Genomic DNA, 14740 nt, shown 5'->3' with positions numbered 1-14740 from the left:
GGTTTGCTTATTCAGCTACACCGCCATTTAATTCATCTTGCCATTTTTTTAATTCATCCCACTTACCATCAGCAGCTAATTGAGCTTGTGCTGGCCAAGTATCTGTAACGTGATTTCCACGAACACCAGAGATAATTTCAGAAATTTTAGCAGCATCCATTTTTGCTAACTCTGCAAAAGTAGTAATGCCTGCTTCTGCTAATGTTTCAGCAATTTTAGGTCCAATACCTTCAACTTTTTTCAAATCGTCAGCTTTCGCTGTTGCTTTTTTAGCAGTTGGTTTAGCTTCTGCTTTTGGTGCAGCAACTTCGGCTTTTTTCTCAGTTTTAGCTGGTGCAGCTTTTTTAGCTCCTTCGTTTTCAACTTTGGCAGCTTTTTTAGCTCCCGAAGCAGCAATACTTTCAATTATAATTTCTGTTAAAAATTGACGGTGACCGTTTTTAACACGGTATCCTTTACGTCTTTTCTTTTTGAAAACTATAACTTTATCACCTTTAAGGTGCTTTAAGACTTTTGCTCCTACTTGAGCTCCGTCTATAGCTGGGGCGCCTACAGTTACATTGTCACCATCACCAATAAGAAGCACATTATCAAAAGCAACCTGCTTTCCTTCTTCAGTTTGTAAACGGTGAACAAAAACTTTTTGGTCTTTTACAACTTTAAATTGTTGCCCTGCTATCTCTACAATTGCGTACATAGCGTAACGTTTTATTTAATTAATTTTGTTCAAAAATGAGTGCAAATATACTGCTAATTAATTAAACTGCAAATGTTTTATTTATTTTGAAGAATATTTCTGCTGTTTTTAAAAAGTTGCATGCAAGTAAGTGTTAAAACCAGTGTAGAGGACAATCCTTCTATTAAGATAATAAACACCAACATACCACTTCCGTAATCAAATTCAGAGAACCAATTTTTAAGTACATTGTTAGTAAAGGTGGTATCTAGATAAAATATATAAATACACATAAAAAAGGCGAACAAAACCAGTAATAAGTCCGGTTTTAAAACCACTTCCATAATCGAATTCATTACCACTGCCGTTTTTATAATTTTTTAATGGTTATATAAATGGCATAAGCCATAATAGGGCCATTTAGTATTCTAAACCAAGGATTATTATGAAGATCGACTAATTTTAATGCCAAAAAATATATAATTAATGTCATTGCTGTAAAAACCCCATACTTAAGAGCCACTGATGCAGAAGATTTCATAGCACGAAATTTTAAGAATTATTTATCTACTAAAGCTCGTAAAAAAAATATCTTTTAATAATTTTTTTACAATTAAATATTTAATAATGAGCTATTTGCTATTCAATACGGATATTGAAACAAAAAGTTCAATAAATAAAGCATTAAGTCTATCTGCTTTATTTATTAACTTTGCTTTTTAATAAAATTCGATAAAAATGAAGGTTTTAAAATTTACAATTGTTACCATGTTTGTATTACTTACAGCAACAAGCTGTAAAAATGAGAAGAAAGAATCAACTACTGAAAAATCTCAAATGCAAGAGGTTTTGGCTGTTCATGATGAAATCATGCCGAAAATGGGAACCATTGGTAATTTAATAAGCCAAATTGATGTAAAGATAAAGGAAACGGACTCTACTGAAGTGCTTGTAAATGCCAGTAGAGATTTGAAAGACTCTCATAAAGACATGATGGATTGGATGAAAGATTTTGGTGAGTACTTTGATTCTGATGAAATTCTAAACGGAAAAGAATTGAGCAGTGAAAAACAGAAAACTTTAGACGAACAAGAAGCAAAAATAAAAACATTACGAGATAAAATGAATTCAAGCATTACAAATGCCCAAAACCTTTTAAAATAATATAGTTAACTTCCAATTATTTCCACTTTATCGTTTCCATAATGTGCCTAATATCTTTTTCTAAATAATCTGCTGCGGGCAAAATAGAATCATAATTGGGTTTGGCATAAAAATAAAGCGAGCCCGTTAAAAAATGATGGATGCTATCGGTCACATAAAATTGCGCAGGTGATGCTACATTACCCTTTACCTCAGAAAACATTCCATATACTTTTTTTTCTTTGTTTTCGTATGGATACATAGGAATTTCATCTGCTTTTATGGTGTGCTTTTGAGTAAAATTTTGAGCATCCCGTAAAAATGAAATTAAATTATCGGGGTTGTTATCTATAGATTTATAGGTTAAAAATATGGTGCCTTTTAATGATGGATATTCAATATTAACACCATAACTCTCGGTTGTGCTTCTTATGGGTTTAGCTGTTATTTTTGTTGCCAATTTATTTACTTCAAAAGAAAATGGATATTCAACATGAGCTTCTGTATATTGTGCCTCTGGATATTCTAGTCGCAAATAGGCATTAGGCTTTGGCATAACATGATCTCCACAAGAATAACAGATAGTAAGTATTAATAAAAAATAAAAAAATTTAGTCATTAGGAAGGGTCAATTTTACAAGCTTTATTCGTTTTTTATCTAAAGCTTCTATCGCAAAAACGTAATTTTTGAAATTTATTTTAGTGTTTTGTTTAGGAAAACTTCCAGAAATTTCTAGTACAAAACCTGCTATGGTCTCAGCCTCACCTTTGTGATCTTCAAAAATAGCATTATCCTCAATTTTTAAAATTTTATAAAAATCTTTTAATGCTGTTTTGCCCTCAAAAACATAGTTGTTGTCATCTAATTTAGAATAGGTTAAATCTTCATCATCAAACTCATCACTAATATCTCCAACTATTTCTTCAATAATATCTTCCAAAGAAATCAATCCAGATGTGCCTCCATATTCATCAACCACCACAGCTAAGTGCACTTTCTTCTCTTGAAACTCAGCCATTAAATCATCTAACTTTTTCTTTTCTGGAACAAAAAACGGTTCACGCAATAAAGTTGTCCAATCAAATTGTTTTCTATCTATATATGGTAACAAGTCTTTCACATAAAGAATGCCGACAATTTGATCTATATTTTCTTTAAAAACAGGTATTCTTGAGTAACCATTGGCAATTATTTCTGACATAATTTCAGAATATTTTTGATCAATGTTGAGCGCAAAAATATCTATTCTTGGTCGCATTACCTGCTTGGTATCTGTATTACCAAAGGACACAATGCCTTGTAATATTTTTTGTTCTTCCTTAGTCGTATCGTGTTCACTAGTTAATTTAAGTGCTTGCGATAATTGATTCACACTCAAATTAGTTTTTTGCTTGCCTAATTTTTTATGAATGGCAATCGTGACACTTCGCATAGGCAAACTTAATGGGGACAAGACCACATCTAAAACACTTAGCGGATATGCCATAAACGTAGCAAACTTTACTTTGTTTCTACTAGCATAAATTTTGGGTAAAATTTCTCCGAATAATAAGATTAAAAAAGTAACTATAACAACTTCTATAAAAAATCTTAAAACCGTAGATGTAATTTGCTCAAACAACACACTTCCTAAAAAGGAGAACAAAATAACAATGGCAATGTTTATAAAATTATTGGCAACAAGTATGGTGGCCAATAATTTTTTAGGGCGCTCTAAAAGCTTTGATATAATTTGGATGCGTTTGGACTTTTTATCAAGTCCATCCTCAATATCGGTTCTGGTAAGGGAAAACAGAGCTACTTCAGCACCAGAAATAACCGCAGAACACGCCAACAATATAAATAGTAAAACAAATCCGCTAACAGTTGAAAAATCAACAGTCATCATTAATAGTTTAAAACTCAGGGGGTCAGGATCCAAATGTTTGGTTTTAGTTAAACAAATAATAAAAGTAAATCAAATGTTTCAATTTTTAAAAAGGAAGGTCATCATCTTCATCTTCAATGGGTGGCTCGTTAACCTTTAGTTTTACTACATCTGGCTTTTGCACACTTGCAGTATTCGAGGCTGTATTTCCTTCACTCTCTTTTTTAGTGGTTAAAAATGTAAAATCGGTACATTGAATTTCAGTCGAATAGCGATCTTGTCCAGCCTCATCTTGCCATTTTCTGGTTTTCAACCTACCTTCAATATAAACCTTATCTCCCTTACTTAAATACTTTTCACATATTTCAGCACCTTTATTTCTTACCACTATATTGTGCCACTCAGTATTTGTAACACGCTCATTCGTTTGTTTGCTAGTATAGGTTTCATTAGTTGCCAACGGAAAACGCCCAACACAACCGCCTCCTTCAAAATAATGCATTTTCACCTCATCACCTAAATGCCCAATTAGCATCACTTTATTTAATGTACCTGACATAATCGTTTTTTTATATAAAAGCAAAATTACTCAATTGCTTATCATTTTTTTAAAATTAATAAAAAATTATGATTGCTAATGGGAATCTATTGAAAATTAAACGATTCTATGAAATTCCCTATTAATATGGGTACTGCGTAATTACGAACTTCACTTATCTGAATTCCATTAACCAGATGTTGATCAATATCTACAATCCAAAATTTGGTATATAAATGTTGGTGCGATAATTTATGAATTATTGAGTCCTTATTATATAACGAAAGTTCAAAAGAAATTCCCTTTAATAAATGATGCGTTTTAATTAATGCATTAAAAGTTTCAAAATCCATTTCCTGCTCTGTTTCAACCAATGGAAATTGATATAAATTTTGCCAAATACCTTTACCTTTACGCTTTTCTAAAATAGTTTTATTATCATTCGATAAAAAAACCAAAAAATTAAAATACTTCTTTTTAGCTTTGGCTGCTTTAATTTTAACAGGCAATTCAGCAATTCGATTTTTTTGTAGTGCTACACAACTGTCTTTAAAAGGGCAGATGGTGCAGTTAGGATTCTGGGGCTTACATTGCACAGCACCAAACTCCATAATAGCTTGGTTAAATTCGGCAGGATTCTTTTTATCTATAAGTTTTTGCGCCAATTCCTTAAATTCTTTAACTCCTTTACTCGTGTTTATTGGCGTATCGATACCAAAATAACGAGATAATACTCTATATACATTACCATCAACTACAGCCGTTGCCTCATTAAAACAAATAGACGCTATAGCACTTGCCGTATAATCACCAACCCCTTTAAGTTTTAATAACTCTTTATATGTGTTTGGAAAAACCCCATCAAGTTTGTTAGCTATATTTCTTGCAGCAGCATGTAAATTTCTCGCTCTGGAATAATACCCCAAACCTTGCCATAATTTTAAAACTTGGCTCTCTTCAGCACTTGCTAAATGAAAAATAGTAGGAAACTCTTTAAGAAAAGACTCATAATAAGGTAACCCTTGTGCAATTTGAGTTTGCTGTAATATAATTTCTGATAGCCAAATATAATATGGGTCTGTAGTTTGCCTCCAAGGAAGATTTCTCTTATTATTTGAATACCAGTTAGTTATAATTTTTGAAAATGTCATGGACTAAATATATGAAGCAAACAAAAATAAACGTTTATAATCTTAAATTTTAATGAATTAGGTTTGAAATATTGAATTTTTAATTCCTATATTTGCATCCCTTTTAAATATATAATAACTAAAAAAAAATATTAAAAATGACGAAGGCTGATATAGTAGCAAAAATTTCTGAGAAATTAGGAATTGAAAAAGGAGATGTTCAAGCAACTGTTGAGACATTTATGGAAGAAGTTAAAACTTCTTTAGAAAGCGGAGATAATGTTTACCTAAGAGGTTTTGGAAGTTTCATTATTAAAACAAGAGCAGAAAAAACTGGTAGAAATATTTCTAAAAATACAACTATTAAAATTCCTGCACATAATATCCCTGCATTCAAGCCTGCAAAAGTTTTTGTTGAAGGTGTTAAAGGTAATGTAGAAGTAAAATAACGCATTAAAAATAAATTATTAATCAAAAAATATACTATTTATGCCAAGTGGTAAAAAACGCAAAAGACATAAGGTTGCAACGCACAAGCGTAAAAAACGTAGACGCGCTAATCGTCACAAAAAGAAAAAATAATTCGAAGAAGTAGTTTATTAACTACTTTTTTCGATTTAAAAAAATGCTCTTTGAAATGAGGTCTTGAAACGTATTAAACTTTTACGCGAATTGATCTCCACGGACTTAAAAAATCCTGTGAAAATAATGTATAATCCATCTGTACCGTTTGGTTGATGGTTGATGGTTAACGGTTAGTGGTTAACGGTTAGTGATTGATGGTTGATGGTTATAAGCTTTAAAGCTTTGTAACTTGTAACTTTTAATTCTTAACTCTTAACCTTTAACTTTTAACTTTTAACCCAAATCTGAAAGTATGGATAAAAATTAACTCAATGGATAAAGAATTGATCATTAGATCTAGTTCTGAGCATGTTGATTTTGCCTTATTAAAAGATGGAAAACTTATTGAATTACAAAAAGAAGAAGGGGGTAACAACTTTTCTGTTGGTGACGTGTTTATCGCCAAAATCAGAAAATCTGTTCCTGGTTTAAATGCTGCATTTGTTAATGTAGGGTATGAGAAAGATGCATTTTTGCATTATCATGATTTAGGGCCAAAACTTCCGTCTCTTTTAAAATTCACAAAAAATGTAAGCGCAGGTAAACTAAAAGATTTTTCTTTAAAAAACTTCCCATTTGAAAAAGATATTGATAAAGACGGCAAAATTGCCGATGTCTTAAAATCAAATCAATCGCTATTAGTACAAATAGTAAAAGAACCCATATCGACCAAAGGTCCTAGAATAAGCTCAGAGCTTTCGATTGCTGGAAGATATATTGTTTTAGTTCCTTTTTCCAACCGTATTTCTATTTCTCAAAAAATAGAGGACAAAGAAGAGAAAGACAGATTAAAACGATTGGTAAAAAGCATAACGCCACCAGGTTTCGGTATTATAGTACGCACAGTAGCACAAGGCAAAAAAGTAGCCGAATTAGACAAAGATTTACAAAATTTGCTTAGTCGTTGGACCGCAATGTGTAAAAAACTGATTAAAGCCCATCATCCCAGTAAAGTATTAGGTGAAATGAATAAAGCCTCGTCTATATTACGAGACATATTCAATGACACCTTTACAAGTATTCATGTAGATGATGAAGAGCTTTTTTATCAAATTAAAGATTATGTGCAAGAAATTGCACCAAACAAAGAATCAATAGTTAAATTGTATCAATCAACAGTTCCTATATTTGAAAAATTCGGAATTGAAAGACAAATAAAAACCTCTTTCGGTAAAACCGTATCTATGGCAAAAGGCGCCTATTTAATTATAGAGCATACCGAAGCACTACACGTTATAGATGTAAATAGTGGCAACAGATCTAACAAAGCCAATAACCAAGAGGATACAGCATTAGAAGTAAATATAATAGCCGCTACAGAAATAGCCCGCCAATTGCGCTTGCGTGATATGGGAGGTATTATTGTAATTGATTTTATAGATATGACCAATGCTGATAATAGGCAACAGCTCTTTAACCACCTTCGTGATGAAATGAAGGATGATAGAGCAAAACACAAAATATTGCCTCCTAGCAAATTTGGATTGATACAAATTACAAGGCAACGTGTTCGACCAGAAGTGAACATTGAAACCCGTGAGGAGAACCCTGACGGTATTATGAATGGTGCCGAGGTTGAAGCCCCTATAGGAATTGTACTTAAAATAAAACAAGACCTAGAGCAATTACTTAAAAAAGACTATAAAAAGCTGACTTTAAACACACATCCTTTTATAGCAGCCTTTTTAACAAAAGGTTTTCCATCAATACGTTCAAAATGGTATTTTGAACATAAAAAATGGGTTAAAGTTTTACCAAGAGACGCTTACACATATTTAGAATACCACTTTTTTGATAAAAATGGTAATCAAATTAAATAATTTAAAAAAACCCGCTACTTTTTAAAGTTTGCGGGTTTTTTGCTTTTTATGAAAGTTCTATTCTTAAATACCTCCTTCAAGTTTATATTTCCCTCTTTTCAAAATAGTGACAGTAGAACTAGTAAATCTATTACCATTAGTATCCTCTACTTCTAAATATATTTCAAAATAAGACGTTGTACCACTTGAATAAAAGGTGTCTGGTTGTGCTACAAAGTAAGCTGTAGATCCGTACGCTATAATAATGGGTGGTCCAGAACTTCCTATTTTTTTATACCACCATCTATAATATTGTGCATTTGGCACGCCTCCATCGTAAGTCCAAGTTACAGAAGAATTATTTCCCATATTAGTTGGACCAGAAAATAAAACTGTAGTTGCTAATGGACAAGGAAATAAATAATTTATAGCAATCCCATCATAATTGCTAAAATTAGTAATTGTGCGCACACTATTAACATTCATAACCGATTGAGAGTCCGAGGGTGGAGTATTTGGAATTTGTAGAAAGTTACCGTTAATTTCATTTGTATGCACAAGTCCTAAATTATGCCCTAACTCATGTTGTACATTAGTAATCCTGTCATTTTGAGTAACAATTTTAGATGGACGCGGTGAGCCTTGAACAGAAAAGACAATTAATAAAATTCCTAAAAGTAGAATTCCAATTTTTAAATAATTTTTCATAAGTAATAAATTTATAGGTTAATAATTCATTTAATTACTATTAATTATGAGAGAGGGAGAAAAATAGTGAGAGAATTCTAGTAGTAAATTTTAAATGAATTTTATTAAAAAGATTTATACTACTTATAAGAAAATTATGCGTTTTGTCAAAATAATAAAAATGTTGTTGAGGGAAAACCGTAAAAATATTTTTTTTGATAAAAATGGTAATCAAATTAAAAACCCCTTACTTTTTAAAAAGTAAGGGGTTTTTAATTATATCTAAATTAATTTTTATAACGAAGTAGCACTAAACGTATCCCCTTGAGATAAATCTCCAGTATCAAATCCTTTTTTAAACCATCTCATACGTTGTGCCGATGTTCCATGAGTAAAGGAGTCAGGAACGACTCTCCCACTGGATTGCTTTTGCAAGCGATCATCTCCAATCGCATTGGCAGCATTTAAAGCCTCTTCAAGATCGCCAGACTCCATCATCCCTGTCATTTCTTGAGAATAGTGTGCCCAAACACCCGCATAAAAATCTGCTTGAAGTTCTAACATCACCGAGTATTTATTATATTCTTTCTCACTAAGTTGACTTCTTAATCGATTCATTTTATCTGAAGTCCCCATTATTTTTTGGATATGATGTCCAACCTCATGGGCAATTACATACGCTTGGGCAAAGTCTCCAGGCGCATTCAATTGACGCTCCATATCATCAAAAAAACTTAAGTCTAAATACAATTTTTCATCACCTGGACAATAAAAAGGTCCTGTAGAACTAGAGGCAGAACCGCAAGCAGACGACACCGAACCAGTAAAAAGCACTAAGGTTGGCTCTCTATAATTTTTTAAAAGCGTATTCCAAACATCTTCTGTATTAGCTAAAATAGTCTTTGAAAATTGAGCTAACTCTTCATCTTCAGCACTAGGCTGATATGGAGCAGAAGATTCCGTTTGAACACCACCACTTAATAACTGACTTATTAAGGTTAGTGGATTTTTACCCATAATTAATGACACTACCAAAAAGCCACCGACTATAAACAACCCGACTTTTGAAAAAAGAATTTTAATTAAAGGTCCTAATAGTGACGGGCTAAAACCCCCAAAGCCTTGTCCGGAACCACCTTGACCTCTGCGATCTTCCACATTGGAACTTTGTCTCCTACCTTGCCATTTCATATTGCTACAAATTAAATTACGTATGCTTTTTTCAGTGTTTGAATTTACATAATAATTTAAATATGCTTAATACTTTAGAAGAATTAATTTATATCATCTAAAAAGTCTTTTATTTTTAATTGATATTATAGTATTTTTTACAAATAGCAAATCTAAGTCGCTGGATTGGGTATGACTGCATGCACTTTATTAATCTGCTCTAAAACATCTTCATTTAAAGAAATATGTATAGAATCTATATTTTCTTTTAACTGCTCCAAATTAGTGGCTCCAATAATGTTACTTGTTACAAAAGGTTGTTGGGTTACAAAAGCTAAACTCATTTGTGCTAAAGTCATATTATTATCTTTAGCTATTTTAAGGTATTGCAGAGCAGCTTCAGTACATTTTTCACTACTATATCGAGAAAAACTAGGAAATAATTTTAATCTTGAATTATATCCTGCCTGTCCATTAATATATTTCCCAGAAAGCACACCAAATGCCATAGGCGAATAAGCCAATAATCCGATATTTTCACGTAAAGATACCTCAGCCAAATCTACATCAAAAACACGGTTTAATAGAGAATACGGATTTTGAATGGTTATCATTCTTGGCAAATTATTATTTTTAGATTCTTGTAAATAACGCATTGTACCCCAAGAATTTTCATTAGAAATACCAGCAAATCTAATTTTACCAGATTTAATAATTTCATCTAAATTATAAAGTATCTCATAAAAATTATCCTTCCAATTCAAATCTAAATTGAAATTTCTAATTCCAAATCTATTAGTGTTTCGTTCAGGCCAATGTAGTTGAAAAATATCTATATAATCCGTTTGTAATCGTTTTAACTCGCTATTTACAGCATCATGTATAGAACTCTTACTAAATCCTGTGGTTCTAATGTGAGCTGTGTAATCTCCAGTACCAGCAATTTTAGTTGCAACAACAACATTTTCTCTATTGCCTGTCTTTTTTAACCATGTTCCAATTATTTTTTCAGCTCTACCTTGCGTTTCAGCCATTGCTGGAGAAGGGTATATTTCTGCAGTATCAATAAAATTTATGCCTTGCTCAAACGCATAATCTAACTGAGCATGTGCCTCATCTTCACTATTTTGACAGCCGTAAGTCATAGACCCTAGGCATAGTTTACTAACTTTTATATTCGTATTAGGTAATGTTGTGTATTTCATTAGGATTTAAGATTATTTTACAAAACTTGAAAGTTAAAAATATTTAGGCAATTAATATCGTGAATGATTTAAATTAATAATTAAAATCATTCACACCAATTATATGCTCTCTAATTTTCGTTCAATAGTTTAGAAAGCTCATCTAACTTCGGTGTTAAAATAACCTCAATACGTCTGTTTTTAGCTTTTCCTTCAGGCGTACTATTTGTGGCAATAGGAGCATATTCACCACGACCAGCGGCCGTTAAGTTTTCTGGGTTTATAGAGGCATTCTCCCTTAAAATGTTTACGATAGATGTGGCACGTTTGGTCGATAAGTCCCAGTTGTTTGTTAATTGCCCACTGCCTTGGTAGGGCACATTATCGGTATGTCCTTCAATTAAAACAGCAATTTCTGGATTTTCGCCCAAAACACTTCCTAATTGTTGAACGGCTCTTCTACCTTGGGTCCCAACGGCCCAGCTTCCAGATTCAAACAATAATTTATTCTCCATCGACACATATACTTTCCCATTGCGTTGTTCTACTGTTAAACCTTTGCCTTCAAAATCGGTTAAGGCTCTAGAAATCGCATTTTTCAATGCCGTCATAGCAGCATCTTTATCTGAAATTACTTTCTCTAATTCTGCCACTCTGTTCGAACGGTCTTGTAGCTCTTTTTTAAGTTTTTCTAAGCGTGCATTTTCAGCAGCAAGTGCTTGTTCTTTTGCTTCTAATTCTGCCAATAATTCCCTGTTCTTTTTTGTATTCGAAGCAATGGCAGCAGAACTATTCGTTTCCAACGCATCGTAAGATGCTTTTAAGGCATCATAATTGGCTTTACTGGCATTATAGTCGCTTTGCAATCTGTCGCGCTCTGAAACAGCTGCATCGTATTCTGCCTGCAGCTTCTTCAATTCATTTTGAGCAGCTGTTTTTGCACTTAAAAGGGCTTCATTGTCATCTGAAAGTTTTCTGTTTTCTGACTTTAAATCGGCGTATTTTGCTTCTAAATCTTTATACACTTTTGGTGATACACAAGAAGCAGCAACCACTAATATTATTACTGCTAATGAGATTTTTTTAATCATTTTGTTTGGGTTATTAGGTTTGTTGATTTATAAATTAATTTTCAATTTCTATTAGAATAGGACAATGGTCGCTATGCACAGCGTCTGATAATATAACGGCTCTTTTTAATTTTTCTTGTAGCGGCTTTGTAATCATGGCATAATCTAATCGCCAACCTTTATTATTGGCTCTAGAATTGGCTCTGTAGCTCCACCACGTGTAATTATGGGGCTCTTTATTGAGATGTCGGAAAGAATCAATAAAACCATTATTAATAAAATTTCCTATCCATTGACGTTCAACAGGTAAAAACCCAGAAACATTACTTAATCCCTTTGGGTTATGGATGTCAATTTCTTCATGGCAAATATTATAATCTCCACAAATAATAAGATTTGGTATTTCTTGCTTTAGATTATTGATATACTCTTGAAACATATCCATATATTCTAGTTTATGGTCTAAACGCAACTCATTAGTTCCTGAAGGCAAATATAAACTCATTACCGAAAATCCATCGAAATCAGCTCTAAGATTACGCCCTTCAAAATCCATTGAAGCAATTCCTGTGCCATATTCTACATGATTGGGTTTTATTTTACTTAAAATGGCCACACCACTGTAACCTTTTTTTTGTGCGCTAAACCAATAATGGTATGTATAACCTGCTGCTTCAAAAACATCTAAATCTAGTTGCTCTTGTAAGGCTTTAATTTCCTGTAAGCAAATAACATCTGGATTGGCACTTTTCAACCAACTAACAAACCCTTTATTCATCGCGGCACGAATGCCGTTAACGTTGTAAGATATAATTTTCATAACTTTTATTTAGTTTTATGTCTTCCCATTCATCTTTTAAAATACTATAAATATAAGTACCAGTACTTTCTCCATAAGATTGAATATTATAATTTCTAAGAAGCCCTTCTTTAATGGCTCCTATTTTCTCAATGGCCTTCTGTGATCTTATGTTCTTTATATCAATTTTAAATTCAACTCGCCTTAACCTTAGTTCATCAAAACAATAATCTAATAAAAGTTTTTTACACTGATAGTTTATCCCTGTTCCTTGAAACTGTTCTCCTATCCAGGTCCAACCAATCTCTAATCTCTTATGAGGAAAACTAATATTTCCAAACATTGTAATACCTATAGGTTTATTATTTGTTTTATTAAAAATAATAAAGGGATACAATTCCTTTGCTTTTTTAGAGTTAAAACAATAATCAAAATATTCAGCTAAATCTTTTCTACTTTTTACTCTTTTACCAAATTCACCCAATTCATCAGAATAACTTATTGATTCTATGGCATCAATATCTATTTCCGCTAAAGGTTGTAGAATCAATAACTCATTTTCAAGAATAATTTGAGAAGAAAAGAAATTATTTAAGTTCATACTTATTACATACACCAATCCATATTATTTAGATAACAGATTAATTTCAGCTAAAATAAATAATGCGTTGCTTTCACACTATTATTTTTGGGCAGATTTAACAAAATCTATTAACAAAATGTTTTAAGGATATTGTAGTTTAAGTATCAATGAAGCACTTTGCAGCAATTCTTATTTTTTAGTCGCTTTAAACGACATTAATGTTATGATAGTGTGAGTTTAAATCCTAATGCATTTTCATAAAAAACAAAAATAATTTCTTAATAAATTATACTTTTTACTTCATTAATTGTCCTAAAACATTTTCAATTCTGAAAAAACCTTTAGAGACAGATTCTATTATCATTGCTTATTTAAGATTTGCAGATTGTAAACTAAAAAAATATGGCCGCCATAAAGGTTGAATTAAATGCTTTTGTTGTAAACCCAAATACATATATTTCTTCCCAAATTGAAACATACATGCAGAAAGCACCCACTAGAAGCTTATTTTTAATGTATGGTGGTGTCTATTTCTTTAAAAACCGATATGATGGCATTGACCGCTTCTGTATAAAATTGCGGTTGAATATTCTCAAAATCATCTGTGGGCTCATGGTAATCTTTGTGATCTACCACGCCAAAGTATAAAAACGGAATTTTTTCTTTGTAAAAAGAGGCATGATCTGATGAATAGGTCCAATTTTCTTGAAGATTTCCGCCATCGTGTCCTGCTAAAAGCTTCAGGTTTCCTGATGATTTAAAGTTCAAAACAATGCCTTTTAAATAATCATTATATCGCGTTCCTACGGCAAATAATTCGTTATCATCACTTCGGCTAATCATATCCATATTCAAATTAACCTTAATCTTATTTAAAGGAATTATTGGGTTTTTTACATAATATTTAGAGCCTTGAAGTCCCAACTCCTCAGCATCAAAACCAGCTAGAATAACCGAATGTTTTGGTGGATTATCTTTAAAATATTCGGCAAAACTAAACAAGGCACATACACCAGAGGCATTATCGTCAGCACCATTGTATATATTGCCACTTTTAATGCCTTCATGATCGTAATGAGCACTGATTAAAATATAAGTGTTAGGTTGTTCTGTGCCTTTCACAACACCTATTACATTAACTGCTTTGTATTCTTTTCTTTGGTTTACAAATGAAAAAGACTGTTCATAGCTTTTTCCTAAAGGCAAAACATGTAATGAATGAAACTGATTAATAATATACTTCTTTGTTTTAATGCCCCCATTGGCCCCCGTTCTTCTTCCTTCAAAAGCATCAGACGACAGCGTTTTTAAATGCCTTAACAAATGTGTTTCGTTAAAAAATGACTGGGAATTATAAAGAGTATCATTTTGACTTGATTGACCTATAGAACAGCTAAACCAAAAAACACTCAGTAAGACTGCAAAAAATATTTTATCCAAAATGAGGTGATTTTATTATTCAAATCTAA

At 32.1% G+C, this 14740-nt stretch carries 17 protein-coding genes; 3 read left to right on the top strand and 14 right to left on the bottom strand.

What is annotated here, in order from left to right:
• Positions 1–7 precede the first annotated feature (7 nt).
• The 3 genes from rplU to DKT72_RS18210 all read right to left on the bottom strand — a co-directional run bounded on the left by rplU (position 8) and on the right by DKT72_RS18210 (position 1217).
• Positions 8–697 carry a 50S ribosomal protein L21 gene (rplU, locus tag DKT72_RS09350; RefSeq protein WP_111308475.1) on the bottom strand — a complete coding sequence of 230 codons (690 nt, stop codon included), beginning with the start codon at positions 695–697 and terminating at the stop codon, positions 8–10.
• 77 nt (positions 698–774) lie between these two features.
• On the bottom strand, positions 775–1032 hold the full coding sequence (locus DKT72_RS09345) for a hypothetical protein (RefSeq protein WP_111308474.1): 258 nt from the start codon (positions 1030–1032) through the stop codon (positions 775–777).
• A 14-nt stretch (positions 1033–1046) separates the two neighbouring features.
• On the bottom strand, positions 1047–1217 hold the full coding sequence (locus tag DKT72_RS18210) for a hypothetical protein (RefSeq protein ID WP_162623281.1): 171 nt from the start codon (positions 1215–1217) through the stop codon (positions 1047–1049).
• A gap of 197 nt (positions 1218–1414) precedes the next feature.
• Between DKT72_RS18210 and DKT72_RS09340 the strand changes: the two genes are divergently transcribed.
• Positions 1415–1840: a hypothetical protein gene (locus DKT72_RS09340; RefSeq protein ID WP_111308473.1), complete on the top strand. Its 426-nt coding sequence runs from the start codon at positions 1415–1417 to the stop codon at positions 1838–1840.
• A gap of 16 nt (positions 1841–1856) precedes the next feature.
• On the opposite strand, the gene gldD is transcribed toward DKT72_RS09340, so the two are convergent.
• From gldD to mutY, 4 genes are all read right to left on the bottom strand, one after another.
• Complete coding sequence (gldD, locus tag DKT72_RS09335) at positions 1857–2438, bottom strand: gliding motility lipoprotein GldD (RefSeq protein ID WP_111308472.1); 582 nt, start codon at positions 2436–2438, stop codon at positions 1857–1859.
• Complete coding sequence (locus DKT72_RS09330) at positions 2431–3741, bottom strand: gliding motility-associated protein GldE (RefSeq protein ID WP_111308471.1); 1311 nt, start codon at positions 3739–3741, stop codon at positions 2431–2433. Before DKT72_RS09330 ends, gldD begins: the two co-directional genes overlap by 8 nt.
• 52 nt (positions 3742–3793) lie before the next feature.
• On the bottom strand, positions 3794–4246 hold the full coding sequence (locus tag DKT72_RS09325) for a single-stranded DNA-binding protein (RefSeq protein WP_111308470.1): 453 nt from the start codon (positions 4244–4246) through the stop codon (positions 3794–3796).
• An 86-nt stretch (positions 4247–4332) separates the two neighbouring features.
• Positions 4333–5376: an A/G-specific adenine glycosylase gene (gene mutY / locus DKT72_RS09320; protein ID WP_111308469.1), complete on the bottom strand. Its 1044-nt coding sequence runs from the start codon at positions 5374–5376 to the stop codon at positions 4333–4335.
• Between the two features lie 137 nt (positions 5377–5513).
• Between mutY and DKT72_RS09315 the strand changes: the two genes are divergently transcribed.
• The gene (locus DKT72_RS09315; protein ID WP_106660107.1) at positions 5514–5804 is read left to right on the top strand and encodes an HU family DNA-binding protein; all 291 of its coding nucleotides are present in this window, start codon (positions 5514–5516) and stop codon (positions 5802–5804) included.
• 447 nt (positions 5805–6251) lie between these two features.
• Positions 6252–7799 (top strand): Rne/Rng family ribonuclease, encoded by a 1548-nt coding sequence (locus DKT72_RS09310; RefSeq protein WP_111308468.1) that lies wholly within the window; start codon positions 6252–6254, stop codon positions 7797–7799.
• 63 nt (positions 7800–7862) lie between these two features.
• On the opposite strand, the gene DKT72_RS09305 is transcribed toward DKT72_RS09310, so the two are convergent.
• From DKT72_RS09305 to DKT72_RS09275, 7 genes are all read right to left on the bottom strand, one after another.
• On the bottom strand, positions 7863–8486 hold the full coding sequence (locus tag DKT72_RS09305) for a reprolysin-like metallopeptidase (protein ID WP_111308467.1): 624 nt from the start codon (positions 8484–8486) through the stop codon (positions 7863–7865).
• A gap of 273 nt (positions 8487–8759) precedes the next feature.
• Entirely contained in the window at positions 8760–9656 is an 897-nt protein-coding gene (ypfJ, locus tag DKT72_RS09300) for a KPN_02809 family neutral zinc metallopeptidase (RefSeq protein ID WP_111308466.1), read from the bottom strand.
• A 152-nt stretch (positions 9657–9808) separates the two neighbouring features.
• A complete protein-coding gene (locus DKT72_RS09295; protein WP_111308465.1) occupies positions 9809–10840 on the bottom strand; it encodes an aldo/keto reductase in 1032 nt (343 codons plus the stop codon).
• Between the two features lie 110 nt (positions 10841–10950).
• On the bottom strand, positions 10951–11910 hold the full coding sequence (locus DKT72_RS09290) for an OmpA family protein (RefSeq protein ID WP_111308464.1): 960 nt from the start codon (positions 11908–11910) through the stop codon (positions 10951–10953).
• A gap of 34 nt (positions 11911–11944) precedes the next feature.
• Positions 11945–12709 carry an exodeoxyribonuclease III gene (locus DKT72_RS09285; RefSeq protein WP_111308463.1) on the bottom strand — a complete coding sequence of 255 codons (765 nt, stop codon included), beginning with the start codon at positions 12707–12709 and terminating at the stop codon, positions 11945–11947.
• On the bottom strand, positions 12684–13289 hold the full coding sequence (locus DKT72_RS09280; RefSeq protein ID WP_111308462.1) for a GNAT family N-acetyltransferase: 606 nt from the start codon (positions 13287–13289) through the stop codon (positions 12684–12686). Before DKT72_RS09280 ends, DKT72_RS09285 begins: the two co-directional genes overlap by 26 nt.
• Positions 13290–13781: 492 nt before the next feature.
• A complete protein-coding gene (locus DKT72_RS09275; RefSeq protein ID WP_235841685.1) occupies positions 13782–14711 on the bottom strand; it encodes a M28 family peptidase in 930 nt (309 codons plus the stop codon).
• Positions 14712–14740: the final 29 nt, after the last annotated feature.

It is taken from the genome of Confluentibacter sediminis, assembly GCF_003258355.1.
Lineage (GTDB): Bacteria > Bacteroidota > Bacteroidia > Flavobacteriales > Flavobacteriaceae > Confluentibacter > Confluentibacter sediminis.
The sequence above is the reverse complement of the archived record's forward strand: the minus strand, read 5'-3'. Positions and strand labels throughout refer to the sequence as shown.

Excerpts from the sequence above, each read along its gene's own strand:
- ypfJ (WP_111308466.1), bottom strand. The coding sequence starts at position 9,656 with ATGAAATGGCAAGGTAGGAGACAAAGTTCCAATGTGGAAGATCGCAGA.
- DKT72_RS09305 (WP_111308467.1), bottom strand. The coding sequence starts at position 8,486 with ATGAAAAATTATTTAAAAATTGGAATTCTACTTTTAGGAATTTTATTA.
- rplU (WP_111308475.1), bottom strand. The coding sequence starts at position 697 with ATGTACGCAATTGTAGAGATAGCAGGGCAACAATTTAAAGTTGTAAAA.
- mutY (WP_111308469.1), bottom strand. The coding sequence starts at position 5,376 with ATGACATTTTCAAAAATTATAACTAACTGGTATTCAAATAATAAGAGA.
- gldD (WP_111308472.1), bottom strand. The coding sequence starts at position 2,438 with ATGACTAAATTTTTTTATTTTTTATTAATACTTACTATCTGTTATTCT.
- DKT72_RS09340 (WP_111308473.1), top strand. The coding sequence starts at position 1,415 with ATGAAGGTTTTAAAATTTACAATTGTTACCATGTTTGTATTACTTACA.
- DKT72_RS09345 (WP_111308474.1), bottom strand. The coding sequence starts at position 1,032 with ATGAATTCGATTATGGAAGTGGTTTTAAAACCGGACTTATTACTGGTT.
- DKT72_RS09295 (WP_111308465.1), bottom strand. The coding sequence starts at position 10,840 with ATGAAATACACAACATTACCTAATACGAATATAAAAGTTAGTAAACTA.
- DKT72_RS09290 (WP_111308464.1), bottom strand. The coding sequence starts at position 11,910 with ATGATTAAAAAAATCTCATTAGCAGTAATAATATTAGTGGTTGCTGCT.
- DKT72_RS09325 (WP_111308470.1), bottom strand. The coding sequence starts at position 4,246 with ATGTCAGGTACATTAAATAAAGTGATGCTAATTGGGCATTTAGGTGAT.
- DKT72_RS09315 (WP_106660107.1), top strand. The coding sequence starts at position 5,514 with ATGACGAAGGCTGATATAGTAGCAAAAATTTCTGAGAAATTAGGAATT.
- DKT72_RS09285 (WP_111308463.1), bottom strand. The coding sequence starts at position 12,709 with ATGAAAATTATATCTTACAACGTTAACGGCATTCGTGCCGCGATGAAT.
- DKT72_RS09310 (WP_111308468.1), top strand. The coding sequence starts at position 6,252 with ATGGATAAAGAATTGATCATTAGATCTAGTTCTGAGCATGTTGATTTT.
- DKT72_RS18210 (WP_162623281.1), bottom strand. The coding sequence starts at position 1,217 with ATGAAATCTTCTGCATCAGTGGCTCTTAAGTATGGGGTTTTTACAGCA.
- DKT72_RS09280 (WP_111308462.1), bottom strand. The coding sequence starts at position 13,289 with ATGAACTTAAATAATTTCTTTTCTTCTCAAATTATTCTTGAAAATGAG.